An 18,789-nucleotide genomic window follows, 5' to 3' on the forward strand; every position below is an offset into this window, starting at 1 on the left:
CCTCGGAGGCGACGCGGACATGGGCGAACGACGTGGCAGTGACGGCGAGGAAGCCATGGGTGAGACCCCGGCCAGCCGCCGGCGTTTCCTCGGCATGGCGGCCGCGGCCGGTGCAGGGCTGGCCGCGGCCGGCTGCTCGACGGGCACGGGCGGCGCCGAGGGCGGTACGCACGGCAACTCGCCGCCGCCCGCCGAGCGGCCGCAGAGCGGGCAGCCGCAGACCGCGGCGGAGAACGACCACCCCGGCAATGCCGACTGGCGGATCACCCGCCGGGGTGCGCCGTCCGCCATCGAGGGCTACCCCGATCGGGTGAGCGTGCTGCCGGGGGAGGAGTTCGGGCTGCGGGTGTCCACCACCGCGCCCGGCTTCGAGGTCCGCGCGTACCGGATGGGCTGGTACGGCGGCGCCCAAGCCCGGCTGATCTGGCAGTCCGGCCGCACCAAGGGCCGCAAGCAGGCCGCCGCCCGCTTCGAGCGGCGCACCCGCACCGTGCACACCGACTGGGAGCGCACCCTGACCGTGCCCACCCACGGCTGGCCGGAGGGCTGCTACCTGCTGCGGCTGGACGCCGACGGCCGCAGCGCCCAGCGCTATGTGCCGATCACCGTCCGCTCCGCGTCTACCGCCGGGCGGACCGTGCTGGTGAACGCCTCGGCCACCTGGCAGGCGTACAACGAGTGGGGCGGCTACAGCCTCTACAACGGCCCGGACGGCGCCTTCCGCAGCCGCTCGCTGGCGGTCTCCTTCGACCGCCCGTACGCCAAGGACGGCGCGGGCAAGTTCCTGATCTACGAGCAGCCCGCCGTCGCCCTCGCCGAACGCCTGGGCATCCCGCTCGCCTACGCCACGGGCGTGGACGTCGCCACCCGCCCCGGGCTGCTGCACGGCGCGGCGGCGGTGGTGGTGCTCGGCCACGACGAGTACTGGACGACACAGCAGCGCGAGCTGGTCGCCCGCGCCCGCGACGCGGGCAGCAATCTGGCGGTGCTGGGCGCCAACACCTGCTTCCGCCGCGTCCGGCTGGAGCCCACCGCGACCGGCCCGCACCGGATGGTCGTCTGCTACAAGGCCGACTACCGCGAGGACCCGTACTGGTCCGGCGGCGACCACGCCCAGGTCACCAATGACTTCCGCCGCGAGCCCGCCCCCGACCCGGAGAGCCCGCTCACCGGCGTGCTGTACGAGGGCTACCCGACCGAGGCGCCCTATGTGGTCACCCGGCCGGACCACTGGGTGTTCGCCGGGACCGGAGTGCGCGCCGGGGACTCCTTCAAGGCCCTGGTCGGCGTCGAGTACGACCGAGTCACCCCGGACCAGCCGACGCCCCGCCCGATCGAGGTGATCGCCCACTCGCCGCTGGTCTGCAACGGCAGCCACAGCCACAGCGACTCGGCGTACTACACCACCCCCGGCGGCGCCGGGGTCTTCGCCACCGGCACCATGCGCTGGGTGGAGTCGCTGGCCGCCACCGGCAAGAGCGTGCATGGCGTCCGGCACGGCATCGACGGCCGCACCGGAGCCTTCACCACCCGGGTCACCGAGAACGTGTTGCGGGCCTTCGCCGCCGGCCCCGCCGGGCACACCCACCCCGCCACCGACAACCTGCACGAGGTGTACGGGACGAAGCAGCGGGCGTGACCGGCCGGGCCGGTCAGATCCAGGAGTTGAACCACATCCGGTGCTGCCAGGAGGTGAACGGGATCGTCTCCCCGGTGTAGATCGGGAAGAAGTACAGGAAGTTCCAGACGATCGCCAGCACCAGCACCCCGGCCACCACCGACCCCACCGTCCGCCGGTCCCCGGAAACGCCCGGCGGACCGATCAGCGCGCCGATCATCATGGTGACCGCCAGCACCAGGAACGGCACGAAGACCACCGCGTAGAAGAGGAAGATCGTCCGCTCCTGCCAGGCGAACCACGGCAGGTAGCCGGCCGCCAGCCCGCACAGCACCGCGCCGGCCCGCCAGTCGCGGCGCAGCGCCCACCGGTACAGGCAGTAGACCAGCGCCGCGATCCCGATCCACCACAGCAGCGGGGTGCCGATGCCCAGCACCTCGCGGGAGCAGGTCGCCACATGGCAGCCCGCCTCGCCCTGCTTCGGGGACTCGTAGAAGAAGGAGACCGGGCGGCCCAGCACCAGCCAGCTCCACGGGTTGGACTGGTAGATGTGCGGGGTCACCAGGTGGGTGTGGAAGCCGTACACCTCGGAGTGGTAGTGCCACAGGCTGCGGAACATGTCCGGCACCCAGGTCATGTCCACCTGGAACGGCAGCTTGTGCTTGCCCAGCAGCGGCAGCGAGACGTACTCCGAGGAGAGCCCGGCCCGGTGCGCCGCCCAGTCGCGGAAGTAGCCGCCCTTCCCCGGCTCGGAGCTGCTGGCGAACCAGCCGGTCCACGAGGCGACGTACACCAGCAGCGCGACGCCCACCAGCGACAGCGCGGCGGGCAGGCCGTCGCGGCGCAGCGCCACCAGCAGCGGGTGGCGGGCACCGGCCAGCCGGCGGGCGCCGGCGTCCCACAGGAACACCATCACGCCGAAGAACGCCACCACGTAGACGCCGCTCCACTTGGTGCCGCAGGCCAGGCCGAGGCTCACCCCGGCCAGCAGCCGGTACGGCCGCCAGCCGAGCTTCAGCCGGGCGGCGAGCGCGGCGTCGGGGGCCGCGTCCGGGTGGTCGGCGGTGGCGCCCAGCGCGTCCGCGATCCGGGCTCTGGTGCGGTCGCGGTCGATCAGCAGGAAGCCGAAGGCCGCCAGCACCCAGAACATCACCACCAGGTCCAGCAGCGAGCTGCGGCTCATCACGAAGTGCAGGCCGTCCACCGACAGCAGCAGGCCCGCGACGCAGCCCAGCAGGGTGGAGCGCAGCAGCCGCCGGGCGATCCGGGCGATCATCAGCACCGAGAGGGTGCCGAGCAGCGCCACCGAGAACCGCCAGCCGAAGGGGTGCAGGCCGAAGACCCACTCACCCAGGCCGATGATCCACTTCCCGACCGGGGGGTGGACGATGTACGACGCCTGGAGCGAGTTCAGCGGGATGCTCTGCGGCGACGCCATGATGCTCTTGTTGGCGTCCTCCGGCCAGCTGGCCTCGTACCCCAGGTGCAGCAGCGACCAGGCGTCCTTGGCGTAGTACGTCTCGTCGAAGACCACCGCGTTGGGGCTGCCCAGGTGCACGAAGCGCAGCACCCCGGCGAAGACCGCCACCGCGATCGGCCCCAGCCAGCCCGCCCAGCGGCACAGCCAGAGCCAGAGCGCCGGGGGGATGCCGATGCGCAGCCGCTCCAGCACCGGGGACGGCGCGCCGGACGGCTGCCGGTCGGGGCCGTCGGGCATCGGCGGCACCAGCCGGTCCCGCAGCGGGCTGCGGTCCGGCGCGACATACCCGAACCGGGCCAGGCCGCGCTGCCACACCGAGACCGGCGGCCCGGTCGGCGCGGGGTCCTCGCCGCCGGCGTCCGGCGGGTCGGTCCGCTCGTCGAGGAGCACCGCGCCGCCGGGCGCGTCGCCGGGCAGCTCCGCGCCCCCGGCCGGACGCACGTCCGCCGGGCCCGCGCCGTCGCCGCCGGTGGGGTCCCCGCCCGCTCGGGCGCCTGTCGCCATGTCACCGCTCACCCGCACATCGTAGGGGTGGGTCATGAGAGCCGGACCCGTCCCGTCCGGACCGATCCGGCCGGGCTGCGAGGATGGGGAGGTGACAGGTCTACTCGTACTGGCAGGAACCCCCATCGGCGACGTCGGGGACGCGCCGCCCCGGCTGGCGCGGGAGCTGGCGACGGCGGACGTGGTCGCGGCGGAGGACACCCGTCGGCTGCGCCGCCTCACCCAGGCGCTCGACATCACCCCGGCCGGCCGGGTGGTGTCGTACTTCGAGGGCAATGAGGTGGCCCGCACCGCCGAGCTGGTGGAGGCGCTGACCGGCGGCGCCCGGGTGCTGCTGGTCACCGACGCGGGCATGCCGTCGGTCTCCGACCCGGGCTACCGGCTGGTCGCGGCGGCGGTGCGGGCGGGGGTGCGGGTCACGGCGGTGCCGGGGCCGAGTGCGGTGCTGACCGCGCTGGCGGTCTCCGGGCTGCCGGTGGACCGGTTCTGCTTCGAGGGCTTCCTGCCGCGCAAGGCCGGGGAGCGGGCCGGGCGGCTGCGGGAGGTGGCCGCCGAGCCGCGCACCATGGTCTTCTTCGAGGCGCCGCACCGGCTGGCCGAGGCGCTGGCCGCGATGGCGGAGGCGTTCGGCGCCGAGCGGCCTGCGGCGGTCTGCCGGGAGCTGACCAAGACGTACGAGGAGGTCAGGCGCGGCCCGCTCGGTGAGCTGGCCGAATGGGCGGCGGCCGGGGTGCGCGGCGAGATCACCGTGGTGGTGGCGGGTGCGCCGCCGGTCGATCCGGCGCTGCTGGCCCCGGAGGAGCTGGTCCGCCGGGTCCTGGTGCGCGAGGAGGCCGGGGAGCGCCGCAAGGAGGCCATCGCGGCGGTGGCGGCGGCGGCCGGACTGCCCAAGCGCGAGGTGTTCGACGCCGTGGTGGCGGCCAAGAACGCGGCCGGCGGCCCGCGCCCCTGACCGGTGACGCCGGGGGCGGGTGCGCGTGCGCGGGCGGCACCGGGCCTCCGCGCCGGTACGCGCCCCCCGGCGGAGCGGGGCCGAGGGGCCGGTGGGGCGCCCGCAAGGTAAAGCGGAGGCCGGTAAGGCCAAGGAACCACGCGGCGCGAGGGGCGGTTCGTACAGGAATTCCCAACATCGGGCCAAGTCTCGGCAACCGGGGAATCCGGAGGCCCGCCCCGGGGATTGCATGAAGAGGAAAGACCCGCACCGGACGAACGTCCGGAGGGCACTGGGAGACCGTCATGAGCGAGACCATCGGTAACCCTGTGAGCAGGCCGGATGCGGACCCGCAGCCGGCGGCCGCCATCACCGCTGCCGCCGGGAGCCCGGTCGAGACCGCCCACGAGGCGTACTCCTTCGCCTGCCTCAGCTGCGGCTACGGCTGGGAGCAGGAGTACGACATCGAGCACCGCGCAGACCGCGACGGACACCTGACTTGTCAGTACCGCGCCAACGGCGTGCGCGTCCCCTCGCCGCTGCTCAAGCCGAGCTGCCCCGGCTGCGGCGGCCACACCGTCCGCATCATGGCCGCCGGTCGGGTGGCGGCGGTCGGCCGCTCCTGGACCCGCAACCCGGCCGCCCCCGGCCCGCACCCGGGCACCGACGCCGACGAGGGCCGCCGCACCGCGGGCGCCCGCCGGGACCGGGCCGCCGCGCGGCGGCTGCGGCGCGGCTGGCTGCACCTGCCCTTCCACCGCCGCCAGCGCCGGATGCACAGCACCCCCGAGGGCTGACACCTGCTGGTCCACGCCCCGCTCCGCGCCCTCCTCCCCGGCGCGCGGAGCGGGGCGCGGACCGGTTCCGGGGCGTTCTGCGGGGGAGGCGGGCCGCTCCGGCCGCCGGAGGGGATTCCCGCCGCCCCGGATAGGATTCCTGTCATGGCGGCCACTGGAACCAACAGCAACGGGGCGTCGGCGTACTTCGTCACCACGCCGATCTACTACGTCAACGACCGCCCCCACCTGGGCCACGCCTACACGACCGTCGCGGGCGATGTGCTCACCCGCTGGCACCGCCAGCGCGGCGAGCGGGTGTGGTACCTCACCGGCACCGACGAGCACGGCCAGAAGATCATGCGTACCGCCGAGGCCAACGGCGTCACCCCGCAGGAGTGGTGCGACCAGCTCGTCGAGGAGGCCTGGAAGCCGCTCTGGGAGCACCTGGGCATCGCCAACGACGACTTCATCCGCACCACCCAGGAGCGGCACACCCAGCGGGTGCAGGAGTTCGTCCAGGACCTGTACGACAAGGGCGAGATCTACCAGGGCGGCTACGAGGGCCCGTACTGCGTCGGCTGCGAGGAGTACAAGACCCCCGGCGAGCTGCTGGACGGCGAGGGCGGCGCCAAGCTGTGCCCCATCCACAAGCGCCCGGTGGAGATGCTGAAGGAGGAGAACTACTTCTTCAAGCTCAGCGCGTACGGCCCCCGGCTGCTGGAGTTCTACGAGGCCAACCCCGACTTCATCCAGCCCGAGTCGGCGCGCAACGAGGTGCTTCAGTTCGTCCGGCAGGGCCTCCAGGACCTGTCGATCTCCCGGTCCACCTTCGACTGGGGCATCCCCATCCCGTGGGACCCGGCGCATGTGATCTACGTCTGGGTGGACGCGCTGCTCAACTACGCCACCGCCGTCGGCTACGGCGCCGACCCGGAGAAGTTCGACGCCACCTTCCCGGCCGATGTGCACCTGGTCGGCAAGGACATCCTGCGCTTCCACGCGGTGATCTGGCCCGCCATGCTGATGGCCCAGGGCCTGCCGCTGCCCAAGCGGGTCGTCGCCAACGGCTGGCTGATGGTCGGCGGCGAGAAGATGAGCAAGTCCAACCTCACCGGCATCGCCCCGCAGGACCTCACCTCGCACTTCGGCGTGGACGCCTACCGCTGGTACTTCCTGCGGGCCATCCAGTTCGGCCAGGACGGCGCCTTCTCCTGGGAGGACTTCACCGCCCGGTACACCTCCGAGCTGGCCAACGACTTCGGCAACCTCGCCTCCCGGGTGGCCGCCATGGTCGGCCGGTACTTCGACGGGCAGCTGCCCGCCGCCACCGCGGCCGGCGCCGCCGAGCAGGCCGTCGCGGCGGGCCTCGCCAAGGCCGTCACCGAGGCCGACCAGCGGATCGGTGAGCAGATCGACTTCGCCGGCGGCATCGCGGCCGTCTTCGACTTCGTCAAGCAGGTCAACGGCTACCTCACCGAGCAGGAGCCCTGGAAGGTCGCCAAGGACGCCTCGCCCGAGGGCCAGGCCCGCCTCGCCACCGTCCTCTACACCGCCGCCGAGTCGCTGCGCGGCCTCGCCGTGCTGCTCAACCCGGTGATGCCGACCGCCGCCGGCAAGCTGTGGGACTCCCTGGGCGCCGAGGCCGCGCTTGGCCCGCTGGCCGCCCAGCGCACCGCCGAGGCGGCCGGCTGGGGCCAGCTGCCGGCCGGCGCCACCGTCACCAAGGGCGACATCCTCTTCCCCCGCCTGGAGGAGAAGCCCCGGTCGGAAGACCAGTAAGGAAGCCTGGCTGCCCGGTCCCCCGGGACCGCCCTCCCTAAGGACCCCACACCCATGAGCAGCAAGTCCGCGCCGCCGCCGCTGCCGGAGCCGCTGGCCGTCGCGGTCGCCGACTCCCACACCCACCTGGACATGCAGGACGGCACCCCGGAGGAGGGCCTGGCCAAGGCCGCCGCCGTCGGCGTCACCACCGTCGTCCAGGTCGGCTGCGACATCCCCGGCTCCCGCTGGGCCGCCGACCTCGCCGCCCGGCACGAGTCCGTCTGGGCGGCCGTCGCCCTGCACCCCAACGAGGCACCCAGGATCGTGCTCGGGGACCCCGACGGCTGGAGCGGGCAGCGCAGGGCCCCCGGCGGCACCAGCGCCCTGGAGGAGGCCCTCGCGGAGATCGAGGCGCTGGCCGCGCTGCCGCAGGTCCGCGCGGTCGGCGAGACCGGCCTGGACTACTTCCGCACCGGCCCGGAGGGCGTGGAGATCCAGCAGGAGTCCTTCCGCCGCCACATCGCCATCGCCAAGCGGCACGGCAAGGCCCTGGTCATCCACGACCGGGAGGCCCACGACGATGTGCTGCGCATCCTGCTGGAGGAGGGTGCCCCCGAGCGGACCGTCTTCCACTGCTACTCCGGCGACGCCGAGATGGCCAGGACCTGCGCCGCGCGCGGCTACTACCTGTCCTTCGCGGGCAATGTCACCTTCGGCTCCGCCCAGCCGCTGCGCGACGCGCTCGCCGCCGCCCCGCTGGACCGGCTGCTGGTCGAGACCGACGCGCCCTTCCTCACCCCGGCGCCGTACCGGGGCCGCCCCAACGCGCCCTATCTGATCCCGGTCACCCTGCGGGCGATGGCCCAGGTCAAGGGCGTCCCCGAGGAGGAGCTGGCCGCCGCCGTCGCCGCCAACACAGCCCGTGCTTTCGACTACTGATCGGCCGTGCTTTCGACTACTGACCGGCCGCGCCTTCGACTACTGACCGGCCGCCACCTAGGATCGACCGGACCCTGCGGCTGCGGGAGAGACGGGGGAGCCTGACGGTGGGAAGCGACTTCACACGCCTGATGAAGCAGGACTTCGTGGACTTCGAGTCCGCGGCCAAGGCATGGCTGAAGGTCTCCGAGGAGATGGACGGGCTCGTGGCCCGCCACCGCACCCGGGTGACCGGCCCGCTGCACGCGCGGTGGAAGGGCGACGACGCGGACAGCGCCCTGTTCTACCTGGAGGACGTCGAGAGCCGGCTCGGCATCGTGCAGACCGAGGCCATGACCATCAGCACGGTCATGGAGACCACCCGCTTCCGGATGGAGCAGGCCCAGACCGACCTGCGCAACGCGGTGAGCCGGGCCGAGGAGAACGGCTACGCCGTCAGGGACGACGGCACGGTCATCGACGCGCGGGCCGCCTCGCTGCCGCACAACGACCCGGACGCCCGGGAGATCGCCCGGGAGCGCGGCGGCCTGCGGATCGAGATCCAGGGCTGGATCGACACCGCCCTGCACGACGCCCGCAAGGCCAGCGACGACGGGGTCAAGGCCCTGTCGTCGCTGGAGAGCAACATCCTCGACCGGTTCAACGACCGCGCCTCCTCCGACGCGGCCCATGACGTCGGGGACGCCATGAAGGTGCTGGGGCTCCAGGACCCCCAGATTCCCGACGACCCCCAGGACGCCGCCGAGTGGTGGCAGGCCCTCAGCCCCGACGAGCGCGCCGAGTACAGCACCCTGTACCCGGCCCGGATCGGCGCCACCGACGGCCTGCCCACCGACGTCCGCGACGACGCCAACCGCCTCGCCCTGGACCAGGAGCTCAACGACCTGGAGTTCGGCGGCCCCGAGGACTTCGAGCACATCTCCCAGGACGACCGCAACAAGCGGCTGCAGAACCTCCACGTCCTCAAGGACCGGCTGGACCAGGGGGACGGTGAGACCGACCCCGGCAAGCGGCTCTACCTCCTCGACTACAAGGCCGCCGGCGACGGCCAGGCCGTGATCGCGATGGGCAATCCGGACACCGCCGCCCACACCGGAGTGCTCGTCCCCGGCACCAACACCACGATGGACTCCGTCGACGGCCAGCTCAACCGGGTCGGGAGACTCCAGAACAGCGCCACGAAGTGGAGCGACGGCGAGCCGGTCGCCACGGTGATGTGGCTCGGCTACGACGCCCCCGAGGCGTCCGGCGGCGACCTCAACCTCAGCGTCGCCGGTAAGGGGCGCGCCGAGGACGCCGCCCCCGACCTGCGGCACTTCATCGCCGGCACCCGCGCCGCCCAGGGCGACCGCCACGGCCACATCACCGTGATCGGGCACAGCTACGGCTCGACCGCGGTCGGCGCGGCCGCGGCGGGCGGCGACGGCCTCGGAGCCGATGACATCGCGGTCGTCGGCAGCCCCGGCATGACGGTCGACCACGCGGACGACCTCCACATGGACCCCTCGCACGTCTGGGTCGGCGCCGCGTCCGACGACCCGATCATCGACGACTTCTCCGACCTCACCCTCGGCGACAACCCCGCCGAGGAGCCCTTCGGCGGCCGGAACTTCACCGTCGACACCCACGGCCACAGCGGCTACTGGGACCAGGGCAGCGAAAGCCTCGACAACCAGGGGCGGATCATCGCGGGAGTGCCTCCCACCGAGGTCCCCAAGCAGGGCAACGACATCCCGCTGGTCCCCTGGTGACCGCCCCTTCCACCGCCGGGAGCCCGCAATGGCCGACGTCAGGCCCGCCTGGTGCGTGCTGAGCGCCACCGTCCTCCTCCTCACCACCGGAGCCTGCATGTCCGACAACGGAAAGAACGACCCGCTGCCGCAGCTGAGCAAGGAGCGCGCCGTCCAGTGGGCCGAGGAGCACACCGCCCGCATGGCCGAGGCGTCCGGGGTGGAGCTCGACCGGCAGAGCGCCGATCCGGTCTTCGAGGACTGCGTCGGGCGGAACGACGAGGTGGCGCACGACGGGCGCTACTCGCTCTACTACACCGTCTACGCACCGGTGCCCCGGGCACGGCACACGGAGGTCGCCCGCAGGCTGCGGGCCGACTTCGAGAAGGAGGGGTACCGGATCACCGGGTACCGCGAGTACGAGGACGACTACCGCACCGCCCTGGTGGACGCCCGGGACGACGAGACCCGGTTCACGTTCGCCACCGGCTCCGTGAGCCCCACCCGGTACCTCTTCTCCGTCCGTACGCCCTGCGTGATCCCGCCCGGCACCACCCAGCAGCCGCAGTAGCCGCAGGAGCCGCAGGAGCCGGCCGGGGGCCGAAGACAGCCCCGAGCAGCAGATCCGGGGGCGGGAGCCCCGGGAGCGAGAGGAGCACCCACCGTGTCGCAGGGCATCGACGTCGACCCGGCCGAGCTGCGGGCGTCCGCACACGCGGCCGACGCCATCGCACAGGACATGGCGGCCCCGGACGACAAGGCCGTCCGGGAGACCGCCGCCGCGGCGCAGGCCATGACCGGCTGGACCATCGGCCCGGCCCTCGACCAGGTCGCCACCGGCTGGAAGCCCGCCCTCCAGGGCATGCACGACCGGGTCACCACCGGTGCCGCCAACCTCCGGGCCTGCGCCGACGGCCATGAGTGGAACGAGGACCTGGGCACCCGGAACTTCGAGCACATCGACGACGGCTACCCGGACTGAGGCGGTAGCGGCGGCGGCGCAGGACGGGCGGCCGGACGGGCGGCTGGACGGGCGCCCCCGCGAAGGTCCGTACCCTAGGGGGGTGAGCACCAGCCCCAGCCGCACCGGCGACACGCCGCCCCCCGCCGCCGACCAGCCCGCAGCCGACCAGTCCGGAGCCGAGCAGCAGCCGGACAACAGCCGCCTGCTCGGCCCCGCCGACATCCGGGAGCTGGCCAGGGTCCTCGGCGTACGGCCCACCAAGCAGCGCGGCCAGAACTTCGTCATCGACGCCAACACCGTGCGCCGCATCGTGCGGGCCGCCGAGGTCCGGCCGGACGATGTGGTGCTGGAGGTCGGCCCCGGGCTCGGCTCGCTCACCCTGGCCCTGCTGGAGGCCGCCGACCGGGTCACCGCCGTGGAGATCGACCCGGTCCTCGCCCAGCACCTGCCCAGCACCGTCGCCGCCCGACTGCCGGAGCGGGCCGACCGCTTCGCGCTGGTGCACGCCGACGCGATGGACGTCACCGAACTCCCCGGGCCGCCCCCCACCGCGCTGGTCGCCAACCTCCCGTACAACGTCGCCGTACCGGTGCTGCTGCACATGCTGGCGGCCTTCCCCAGCATCGAGCGGACGCTGGTCATGGTGCAGTCCGAGGTGGCCGACCGGCTCGCCGCCGGGCCCGGCAACAAGGTCTACGGCGTGCCGTCGGTCAAGGCCAACTGGTACGCCGAGGTGAAGCGGTCCGGCGCCATCGGCCGCAATGTCTTCTGGCCCGCCCCCAACGTCGACTCCGGCCTGGTCTCGCTGGTCCGCCGCGACCCGCCCGCCACCACCGCCACCCGCGAGCAGGTCTTCGCCGTGGTGGACGCCGCCTTCGCCCAGCGCCGCAAGACGCTGCGCGCCGCCCTGGCCGGCTGGGCCGGCTCCGCCGCCGCCGCCGAGCAGGCGCTCGCCGCCGCCGGGGTCGACCACCGGCTGCGCGGCGAAGCCCTCACCGTCGAGCAGTTCGCCGCCGTCGCGGAGCACCAGCCCGCCGCAGGCTGAACGGCTTCCCCTCGACCCGCCCGACCAGATCTCCGCCCGACCAGATCTCCGCCCGACCAGATCTCCGCCAAACCAGATCTCCGCCCGACCAGATCCAGGAGAGCCCCGCCGTGCCCCCCGCCCCGCAGAGCGTCACCGTGCGTGTACCGGCCAAGGTCAACGTCCAGCTCGCGGTCGGCGGCCGCCGCACCGACGGCTACCACGACCTGGCCAATGTCTTCTTCGCCGTCGCCCTCGGCGACCAGGTCACCGCCTCCCCCGCCGACACCCTGCGGATCACCGTCTCCGGGCCGGACGCCGACCAGGTCCCGCTGGACGACGGCAACCTCGCCGCCCGCGCGGCCCGGCTGCTCGCCCGGCGGCACGGCCTGGCCCCCGACGTCCACCTGCACATCGCCAAGGACATCCCGGTCGCCGGCGGCATGGCCGGCGGCAGCGCCGACGGCGCCGCCGCCCTGGTCGCCTGCGACGCCCTCTGGGGCACCGCCACCCCCCGGGACATCCTGCTGGAACTCGCCGCCGAACTGGGCTCCGACGTCCCCTTCGCCCTGCTCGGCGGAGTCGCGCTCGGCCACGGACGCGGCGAGATCCTGCGGCCGCTGCCGGTCGCCGGGACCTTCCACTGGGTCTTCGCGGTGGCCGACGGCGGCCTGTCCACCCCGGCCGTCTTCCGCGAGTGCGACCGGCTGCGCGACCTGGCGGGCACCGGCTCCGACACCGCAGCCGTCCCCGACCCGCAGGCCGACCCGGCCCTGCTGGACGCCCTCGCCACCGGCGACACCGTCGCCCTGGCCGCCGCCCTCAGCAACGACCTCCAGCCCGCCGCCCTCTCGCTGCGCCCCGCCCTGGCCGCCACCCTGCGGGCCGGCGCCGACGGCGGCGCCATCGGCACCCTGGTCTCCGGCTCCGGCCCGACCTGCGCCTTCCTCACCAAGGACGAGGACTCCGCCGCCGCCGTCGCCACCGCCCTCGCCACCTCCGGCACCTGCCGCTCCGTCCGGGTCACCCACGGCCCGGTCCCCGGCGCCACCGTCCTGCACCGGCCCTGACGCAGCCGGACGGCCTGCGGCGGACGGCGGCGCCGCCACCCGGCCGACCGCACTACCCTGGTGCACCGGAGCACCCCCGACCCACCCCAGGAGCGCAGCGCACGTGGCCGTCAACCTCGCCACCCTCGAAACCGTCGGCAAGGTCTACGGCACCCGTGCCCTGCTCGACGGCGTCACCCTCGGCGTCAGCGAGGGGGACCGGATCGGCGTCGTCGGCCGCAACGGAGACGGCAAGACCACCCTGATCCGGCTGCTCGCCAAGCTGGAGGAGCCCGACGACGGCCGGGTCACCCACTCCGGCGGGCTGCGGCTCGGCGTGCTCACCCAGCACGACTCGCTGGACCCCGCCGCCACCGTCCGGCACGAGGTGGTCGGCGACCGCGCCGACCACGAGTGGGCCGGCGACTCCCGCATCCGCGACATCCTCACCGGCCTCTTCGGCGGCCTGGACCTGCCCGGCTTCCCGCAGGGCCTGGACACCGTGATCGGCCCGCTCTCCGGCGGCGAGCGGCGGCGGATCGCGCTGGCCAAGCTGCTGCTGGAGGAGCACGACCTGGTGGTCCTGGACGAGCCCACCAACCACCTCGACGTCGAGGGCATCGCCTGGCTTGCCCGGCACCTCCAGGCCCGCCGCTCCGCACTGGTCTGCGTCACCCACGACCGCTGGTTCCTGGACCAGGTCTGCACCCGGATGTGGGACGTCCAGCGCGGCGACGTGCACGAGTACGAGGGCGGCTACTCCGACTACGTCTTCGCCCGCGCCGAGCGGTCCCGGATCGCCGCCACCGAGGAGACCAAGCGGCAGAACCTGGTCCGCAAGGAGCTGGCCTGGCTGCGCCGGGGCGCCCCCGCCCGCACCTCCAAGCCGCGCTTCCGCGTCGAGGCCGCCAATGAGCTGATCGCGGACGTACCGCCGCCGCGCGACCGCAGCGAACTGATGAAGTTCGCCAACTCCCGGCTCGGCAAGACCGTCTTCGAGCTGGAGGACGTCACCGTCGAGGCCGGCCCCAAGGTGCTGCTCACCCACCTCACCTGGCAGCTCGGCCCCGGCGACCGGGTCGGCCTGCTCGGCGTCAACGGCTCCGGCAAGACCTCGCTGATGCGGGCCCTGGCCGAGGCCGCCGCCAGCCACGGCGACCGGCAGCCCGCAGCAGGCACCGTCAAGGTCGGCAAGACCGTCAAGCTCGCCTACCTCTCCCAGGAGGTCGGGGAGCTCGACCCCGACTGGCGGGTGCTGGAGGCCGTGGAGCGGGTCCGCCAGCGGGTCGACCTCGGCCAGGGCCGCGAGCTGTCCGCCGGGCAGCTGTGCGAGCAGTTCGGCTTCGGCAAGGACAAGCAGTGGACGCCGGTCGGTGACCTCTCCGGCGGCGAGCGCCGCCGCCTCCAGCTGCTCCGGCTGCTGATGGACGAGCCCAATGTGCTCTTCCTGGACGAGCCCACCAACGACCTCGACATCGAGACCCTGACCCAGCTGGAGGACCTGCTCGACGGCTGGCCCGGTTCCATGATCGTGGTCAGCCACGACCGGTACTTCATCGAGCGGACCACCGACAACCAGTACGCCCTGCTGGGCGACCGGACCATGCGGATGCTCCCCGGCGGCGTCGACGAGTACCTCCAGCGCCGCGCCCGCATCGCGGAGGCCGCCGCCCCGGCCGCCGCGCCCGCCGCCACCCGGCCGACCGGCGACACCCGCGCCGCCAAGAAGGAACTCCAGCGGGTCGAGCGCCAACTTGCCAAGCTGGACGACCAGGAGGCCAAGCTGCACGCCCAGATGGCCGAGCACGCCGCCGACTTCAGTCGCGTCGCGGAACTCGACACCCGCCTGCGCGCCGTCAAGGACGAGCGCGAGGAGCTGGAAATGCGCTGGCTGGAGCTGGCCGAGGACGCCTGACCGCCGTCGGCGGCACCGCCGCCCTCCGGCGCCCGGCGTGACAGCCAGGTCAAGGGCGGGCGGCGGAAGCGGGCGGGCGGTGCGGGCTCCGGCCGCGCGGGCGGCCGCTCGCTGACGTACCGTCATAGGATCAGGTACCGAATCGGCACCAAGACGGCCGCCGGGGAACCGGGGGCCTGACCGGCTGACGGTGCGGCTGGCTAAACTGGTGTCAGCGGCAGCCGGCGTCCGCAGGGCGCCGACCGCGGCAGAGCGAGCGATACCGACGAAGTGTGTCATGCGCGGTGCCGCCGAGGCGCCGTGCACGGGGGAGGTGTACTGCGGTGCAGATGATGGCGGCCGAGGGCGGTGGCTACGGCGTGCTGGCGGCGTCCGTCGGCGGCCAGGCGTTCTCGGCCGAGGTGGACAACCTCAAGACGTTCAAGGCCAAGGTCGACCGGATGCTCCAGGACCTGGAGGGGTCGCCCGCGTCCCACAAGCAGATCGCCGAGCAGCGGCTGGGCTCCGGCCACCTGGGCAGCGGATTCGGCGAGGCCGCGGACCTGCTGGCCGCCTACAACACCGTGCACTCGAATCTGGAGACGCTGTCGCAGACGCTCTCCCAGCAGATCGAGGCCATGAGCATCACCGTGGACGTCTCCACCCAGGGTTACCAGAACGTGGAGGAGTCCCGGTTGGCGGAGCTGTGGAAGATCCGCGACCAGACGGAAGCCGCGCAGCAGCCGCCGCAGGCACCGTCGACGGGCACCAAGCAGGCCAAGAGCTAGTCCCCGGCCACACGGGCGACCGGCAGCAACGGGGAAGGTGGAAAGGTGGCGCAGGACCCGGGGGTGAACCCCTACGGCGCGAAGTCGGATTTCGAGGCGCAGAGCCACGCCAGACTCAAGGCGATGGTCGAGACCTCGGACCCGTCCTTCGTCATGAACGTCGGCACCCGGCTGACCAACGCCCATCAGGTCATGGAGGAGCTGGGCAATGACCTGATGAACCGGATGGCGGGCCTCGAATGGACCGGCGCCGCCGCCGACTCCTTCAAGGAGTGGGGCCGCCAGGTCAGCAAGGCGACGCTGGAGCTGTCCGAGTACTCACGGGTGGCCGGCGACTTCATGACCAACGCCGGCGAGACGCTGAGCAACGTCAAGGCGGCCATGCCGGAGGTCCCCGAGGACGACATCGCCAAGGTCGCCAGGCACAAGGCGCAGCCCTCGCCCACGGTCGGCGGCAGCATCGTGGGCGGTCTGCTGGGCGGAGCGCCGGGGGCACTGGTCGGCGGCGCGGTCGCGGACCGGGCGATGAAGGCGGTCGACTCCGACTGGGTGACGGCGGACGAGGCGAAGGCCGCCCAGACCCGGGTGGACTCGGCGCACCAGCAGGCCATCGCGCAGATGGAGAAGCTGGGGCAGTCGTATGAGATGTCCACGGACATCATGAGCAGTGCGACGGTGCCGAAGTTCCCGCCGACGCCGGAGTCGCTGATGCCGCCCCGCCCGCTGGATTACGGCCAGAGTGTCGACGTCCCCGTTGGCGGAACGAGTTCGACCAGGCCCTCCGGGCGCAGCACCGGCGGCGGGGGCAAGGTCACGGGCACCACGGGTGGCACCGGCGGCAGCGGTACGACGAAGTCCGGCACCACGGTCGTCACCGGCACCGTCAAGTCGCCGGTCAAGTCGCCCACCACCGGCGGCTCCACGGTGCACGTCAGCACCGGTATCGACAGCGTGACGACGGCGCCGCCGCCCCCCAGCACCTCCACGCTGCCCCCGGGTGCCGGCACCGGCACCGGTGGCACCGGGGGCGGCCACATCGTCGCACCGCCGGCCGGTGGGTTCCCCACCGAGGGCGGGCTGACCGGCGGTACGCGGCCCGGCGGCGGGACCGGCCTCGGCGGCCGGGGCGGTGGCAAGCCCGGTCTGGTCGACGGCGAGCCCGGCCCGGGTGGCGGCAGGACCGGGCTCGGCGGCAAGTCGTCCCGTCCCGGTTACACCGGTGGCGCGTTCGGTGAGAAGGAGCCCGGTGTGGCGGGCGGCTCCACCGGTCGGCGCGGCGGCTACGGCGGTACGACGGTCGGTGCCGAGGAGGGCGGCCAGGCCGGCGCCGGCAGCCGTACCGGTTCCGGTACCGGCCGTGGCGGTGCCGCGACCGGTCGCGGCGCGACCTCCTCGGGAGGGGCCTTCGGCGAGCCCGGCGAGGGGCACGGCGGTGCCGGAGCCCATGGCTCGGCGGGCGGTGCCGCCGGTCGAGGGGCCGGCCGGGGTGCCGGTTCCGGGCGCCGGTTGGCGACGGAGGAGGGCGGCCTGGTCGGCGGGCGCCGTGGTCCGGGTGCCGGGGGCGAGTTCACCCCCGGCGGCTCGGGGCTGCGGGCCCGTGGCGGTGGCGCGGGCGCCGGTTCCGGTGCCGACCCGCACGGAATGGCGGGCGGATCGGCGGGCGAGCGCAAGTCCCGGGAGCGGCGCGGCCGCCGTCCGGACTACCTGCTGGAGGACGAGGAGACCTGGGGCTCTGCCGCGGGTGACAGCAACCCCGCCGTGATTGAGTAGTGACGAGTTCCGGCTGCCCGGCCCGCGCCTGATCGCGGGTCGGGCAGCCGCTTGAGCCTTCAGCGCCACGAGGAGAGAGCAATGCTTCAGTCGGGCACGAGGTTGCCACGCCGGGTCGCGGCCGTGCTGGCGTCGACGGGGGTGCTGCTGCTCGGCGGTGCGGTGGTGCCGGCGTCGGCGGCGGACTCCATCCGGTCCCAGCAGTGGTATCTGGATGTGATGAAGGCGCCGCAGATGTGGAAGACCTCCACCGGGCAGGGCATCACCGTGGCCGTGATCGACTCGGGCGTCAAGGCGGACCACCCGGATCTGGTCGGCCAGGTACTGCCCGGCAAGAACTTCTCCGACCTTCCTGGCGGCGCAACCACGGATGTGGACGGCCACGGCACAGGCATCGCCGACCTCATCGCGGGGACCGGCAAGGGCAACGGCGGCCAGGGTGCCTATGGTCTCGCCCCGGGCGCGAGGATCCTGCCGATCCGGGTGGTCGCGACCGGGGACAACCAGGCGGAGGCCGCCCCGAAGGCGGTGGAGGAGATCGCTGCTGCCATCCGCTACGCGGCGGACAGCGATGCCAGGATCATCAACATGTCCCTCGGACTCTCATCCGGCGCCGCGGAGCTCCAGGCGGCGGCGGACTACGCACGCTCCAAGGGCAAGCTGCTGATCGCGGCGGTCGGCAACAGCGGGGACACCGGAAACGCCGTCAATTACCCGGCGGCGCTCGAGGGTGTCGTCGGGGTGTCGGCCGTGGATTCCAGCCTCAACGCCACCGCCGAGTCCGAGCACGGCCCGCAGGTCGATCTGACGGCACCGGGTGCGGACATCTACCGCGCGTGCACCGGCCCGTCCGGCTACTGCAAGGGCCACGGCACCAGTGATGCGGCGGCTCTCGTCTCCGCCTCCGCCGCGCTGGTCTGGGCGAAGCACCCCGACTGGACGGCCAACCAGGTGCTGCGGGTGCTGATCAACACCGCCGGCTCGGACGGGAGCGGGCGCAGCGACTTCATCGGGTACGGCATGGTGCGGCCGAGGATCGCGCTGACCACGCCTGGGGACCCGGGGGCGCCCGATGTGGACCCGTTGGCGGCCCCCGGGCAGCCGGCCACGTCGGCCGCGCCGTCGGCCGAGCCGACCGAGGCGGCGGGCGGGGCGGCGGGGGCGCCGTCGGGGGAGGCGTCGCAGCCGTCGGGTGACGGGGCGCCGGCGCAGGCCGCCGAGTCCAAGGGCGGTGGCGGGGCCGGGCTGTGGATCGGCGTCGGGGCCGCCGTGCTGGTGGTGGTCGTGATCGTGGTCGTGGTGCTGGTCCGCCGCCGTGGCGGCGGTGGCGGCGGTGGCCAGAACCCGCCCGGCGGCGGCACGCCGTACCCGCAGCAGACGCCGTACCCGCAGACCCCGCCGGCCGGCGGCTACGGCCCGCCGCAGGGCGGTCAGTACGGCGGTCAGTACGGCAGCGGCCAGTACGGCGGTGGCCCGTACGGGGGCGGCAATCCGCCCGGACAGTAGGGCGCACCCGGCTTCCGGCCCCGCACGCGGCATGCGGACGCTGTTGGTTTAT

15 protein-coding genes are annotated in these 18,789 nt (G+C 73.7%); 14 read left to right on the plus strand and 1 reads right to left on the minus strand.

Features of this window, described 5'->3' with window-relative positions; all coding sequences use genetic code 11:
- The first annotated feature begins 19 nt into the window (after positions 1 to 19).
- Entirely contained in the window at positions 20 to 1,639 is a 1,620-nt protein-coding gene (locus tag ACIQGZ_RS04670) for a N,N-dimethylformamidase beta subunit family domain-containing protein (RefSeq protein ID WP_402599345.1), read from the plus strand.
- A gap of 13 nt (positions 1,640 to 1,652) precedes the next feature.
- Here ACIQGZ_RS04670 and ACIQGZ_RS04675 read toward each other — a convergent pair whose 3' ends face one another.
- Positions 1,653 to 3,602, minus strand: coding sequence for a phospholipid carrier-dependent glycosyltransferase (locus tag ACIQGZ_RS04675; RefSeq protein ID WP_402599982.1), 1,950 nt, complete (start codon positions 3,600 to 3,602; stop codon positions 1,653 to 1,655).
- 91 nt (positions 3,603 to 3,693) lie between these two features.
- On the opposite strand from ACIQGZ_RS04675, the gene rsmI reads away from it, so the two are divergent.
- The 13 genes from rsmI to mycP all read left to right on the plus strand — a co-directional run bounded on the left by rsmI (position 3,694) and on the right by mycP (position 18,737).
- Positions 3,694 to 4,554, plus strand: coding sequence for a 16S rRNA (cytidine(1402)-2'-O)-methyltransferase (gene rsmI, locus ACIQGZ_RS04680; protein WP_402599346.1), 861 nt, complete (start codon positions 3,694 to 3,696; stop codon positions 4,552 to 4,554).
- Positions 4,555 to 4,838: 284 nt separating this feature from the next.
- On the plus strand, positions 4,839 to 5,330 hold the full coding sequence (locus ACIQGZ_RS04685; RefSeq protein ID WP_402599347.1) for a hypothetical protein: 492 nt from the start codon (positions 4,839 to 4,841) through the stop codon (positions 5,328 to 5,330).
- A 144-nt stretch (positions 5,331 to 5,474) separates the two neighbouring features.
- The gene (gene metG, locus ACIQGZ_RS04690) at positions 5,475 to 7,091 is read left to right on the plus strand and encodes a methionine--tRNA ligase (protein ID WP_402599348.1); all 1,617 of its coding nucleotides are present in this window, start codon (positions 5,475 to 5,477) and stop codon (positions 7,089 to 7,091) included.
- Between the two features lie 54 nt (positions 7,092 to 7,145).
- Positions 7,146 to 8,012: a TatD family hydrolase gene (locus ACIQGZ_RS04695; RefSeq protein ID WP_402599349.1), complete on the plus strand. Its 867-nt coding sequence runs from the start codon at positions 7,146 to 7,148 to the stop codon at positions 8,010 to 8,012.
- Positions 8,013 to 8,119: 107 nt separating this feature from the next.
- Complete coding sequence (locus ACIQGZ_RS04700) at positions 8,120 to 9,763, plus strand: alpha/beta hydrolase (RefSeq protein ID WP_402599351.1); 1,644 nt, start codon at positions 8,120 to 8,122, stop codon at positions 9,761 to 9,763.
- A 28-nt stretch (positions 9,764 to 9,791) separates the two neighbouring features.
- Positions 9,792 to 10,313: a hypothetical protein gene (locus ACIQGZ_RS04705; protein ID WP_402599352.1), complete on the plus strand. Its 522-nt coding sequence runs from the start codon at positions 9,792 to 9,794 to the stop codon at positions 10,311 to 10,313.
- Between the two features lie 93 nt (positions 10,314 to 10,406).
- On the plus strand, positions 10,407 to 10,724 hold the full coding sequence (locus ACIQGZ_RS04710; protein WP_402599354.1) for a hypothetical protein: 318 nt from the start codon (positions 10,407 to 10,409) through the stop codon (positions 10,722 to 10,724).
- 184 nt (positions 10,725 to 10,908) lie between these two features.
- Complete coding sequence (gene rsmA / locus ACIQGZ_RS04715) at positions 10,909 to 11,751, plus strand: 16S rRNA (adenine(1518)-N(6)/adenine(1519)-N(6))-dimethyltransferase RsmA (protein ID WP_402599983.1); 843 nt, start codon at positions 10,909 to 10,911, stop codon at positions 11,749 to 11,751.
- Positions 11,752 to 11,861: 110 nt separating this feature from the next.
- On the plus strand, positions 11,862 to 12,800 hold the full coding sequence (locus ACIQGZ_RS04720; RefSeq protein WP_402599355.1) for a 4-(cytidine 5'-diphospho)-2-C-methyl-D-erythritol kinase: 939 nt from the start codon (positions 11,862 to 11,864) through the stop codon (positions 12,798 to 12,800).
- 103 nt (positions 12,801 to 12,903) lie between these two features.
- A complete protein-coding gene (locus tag ACIQGZ_RS04725; protein WP_402599356.1) occupies positions 12,904 to 14,694 on the plus strand; it encodes an ABC-F family ATP-binding cassette domain-containing protein in 1,791 nt (596 codons plus the stop codon).
- 323 nt (positions 14,695 to 15,017) lie between these two features.
- Complete coding sequence (locus ACIQGZ_RS04730) at positions 15,018 to 15,461, plus strand: hypothetical protein (RefSeq protein ID WP_402599357.1); 444 nt, start codon at positions 15,018 to 15,020, stop codon at positions 15,459 to 15,461.
- Between the two features lie 45 nt (positions 15,462 to 15,506).
- Positions 15,507 to 17,231 (plus strand): WXG100 family type VII secretion target, encoded by a 1,725-nt coding sequence (locus ACIQGZ_RS04735; RefSeq protein WP_402599358.1) that lies wholly within the window; start codon positions 15,507 to 15,509, stop codon positions 17,229 to 17,231.
- 81 nt (positions 17,232 to 17,312) lie between these two features.
- Positions 17,313 to 18,737 (plus strand): type VII secretion-associated serine protease mycosin, encoded by a 1,425-nt coding sequence (mycP, locus tag ACIQGZ_RS04740; RefSeq protein WP_402599360.1) that lies wholly within the window; start codon positions 17,313 to 17,315, stop codon positions 18,735 to 18,737.
- The last annotated feature ends 52 nt before the right edge of the window (positions 18,738 to 18,789 follow it).

Origin of the sequence: Streptomyces sp. NPDC092296 (assembly GCF_044755465.1) — a bacterium.
In the GTDB taxonomy this organism is placed as follows: Bacteria; Actinomycetota; Actinomycetes; order Streptomycetales; family Streptomycetaceae; genus Peterkaempfera.

Bases quoted from the DNA above. Each gene is read 5' to 3' on its own strand.
- mycP (WP_402599360.1), top strand. From the start codon at position 17,313: ATGCTTCAGTCGGGCACGAGGTTGCCACGCCGGGTCGCGGCCGTGCTG.
- metG (WP_402599348.1), top strand. From the start codon at position 5,475: ATGGCGGCCACTGGAACCAACAGCAACGGGGCGTCGGCGTACTTCGTC.
- ACIQGZ_RS04695 (WP_402599349.1), top strand. From the start codon at position 7,146: ATGAGCAGCAAGTCCGCGCCGCCGCCGCTGCCGGAGCCGCTGGCCGTC.
- ACIQGZ_RS04670 (WP_402599345.1), top strand. From the start codon at position 20: ATGGGCGAACGACGTGGCAGTGACGGCGAGGAAGCCATGGGTGAGACC.
- ACIQGZ_RS04685 (WP_402599347.1), top strand. From the start codon at position 4,839: ATGAGCGAGACCATCGGTAACCCTGTGAGCAGGCCGGATGCGGACCCG.
- ACIQGZ_RS04675 (WP_402599982.1), bottom strand. From the start codon at position 3,602: ATGGCGACAGGCGCCCGAGCGGGCGGGGACCCCACCGGCGGCGACGGC.
- ACIQGZ_RS04705 (WP_402599352.1), top strand. From the start codon at position 9,792: ATGGCCGACGTCAGGCCCGCCTGGTGCGTGCTGAGCGCCACCGTCCTC.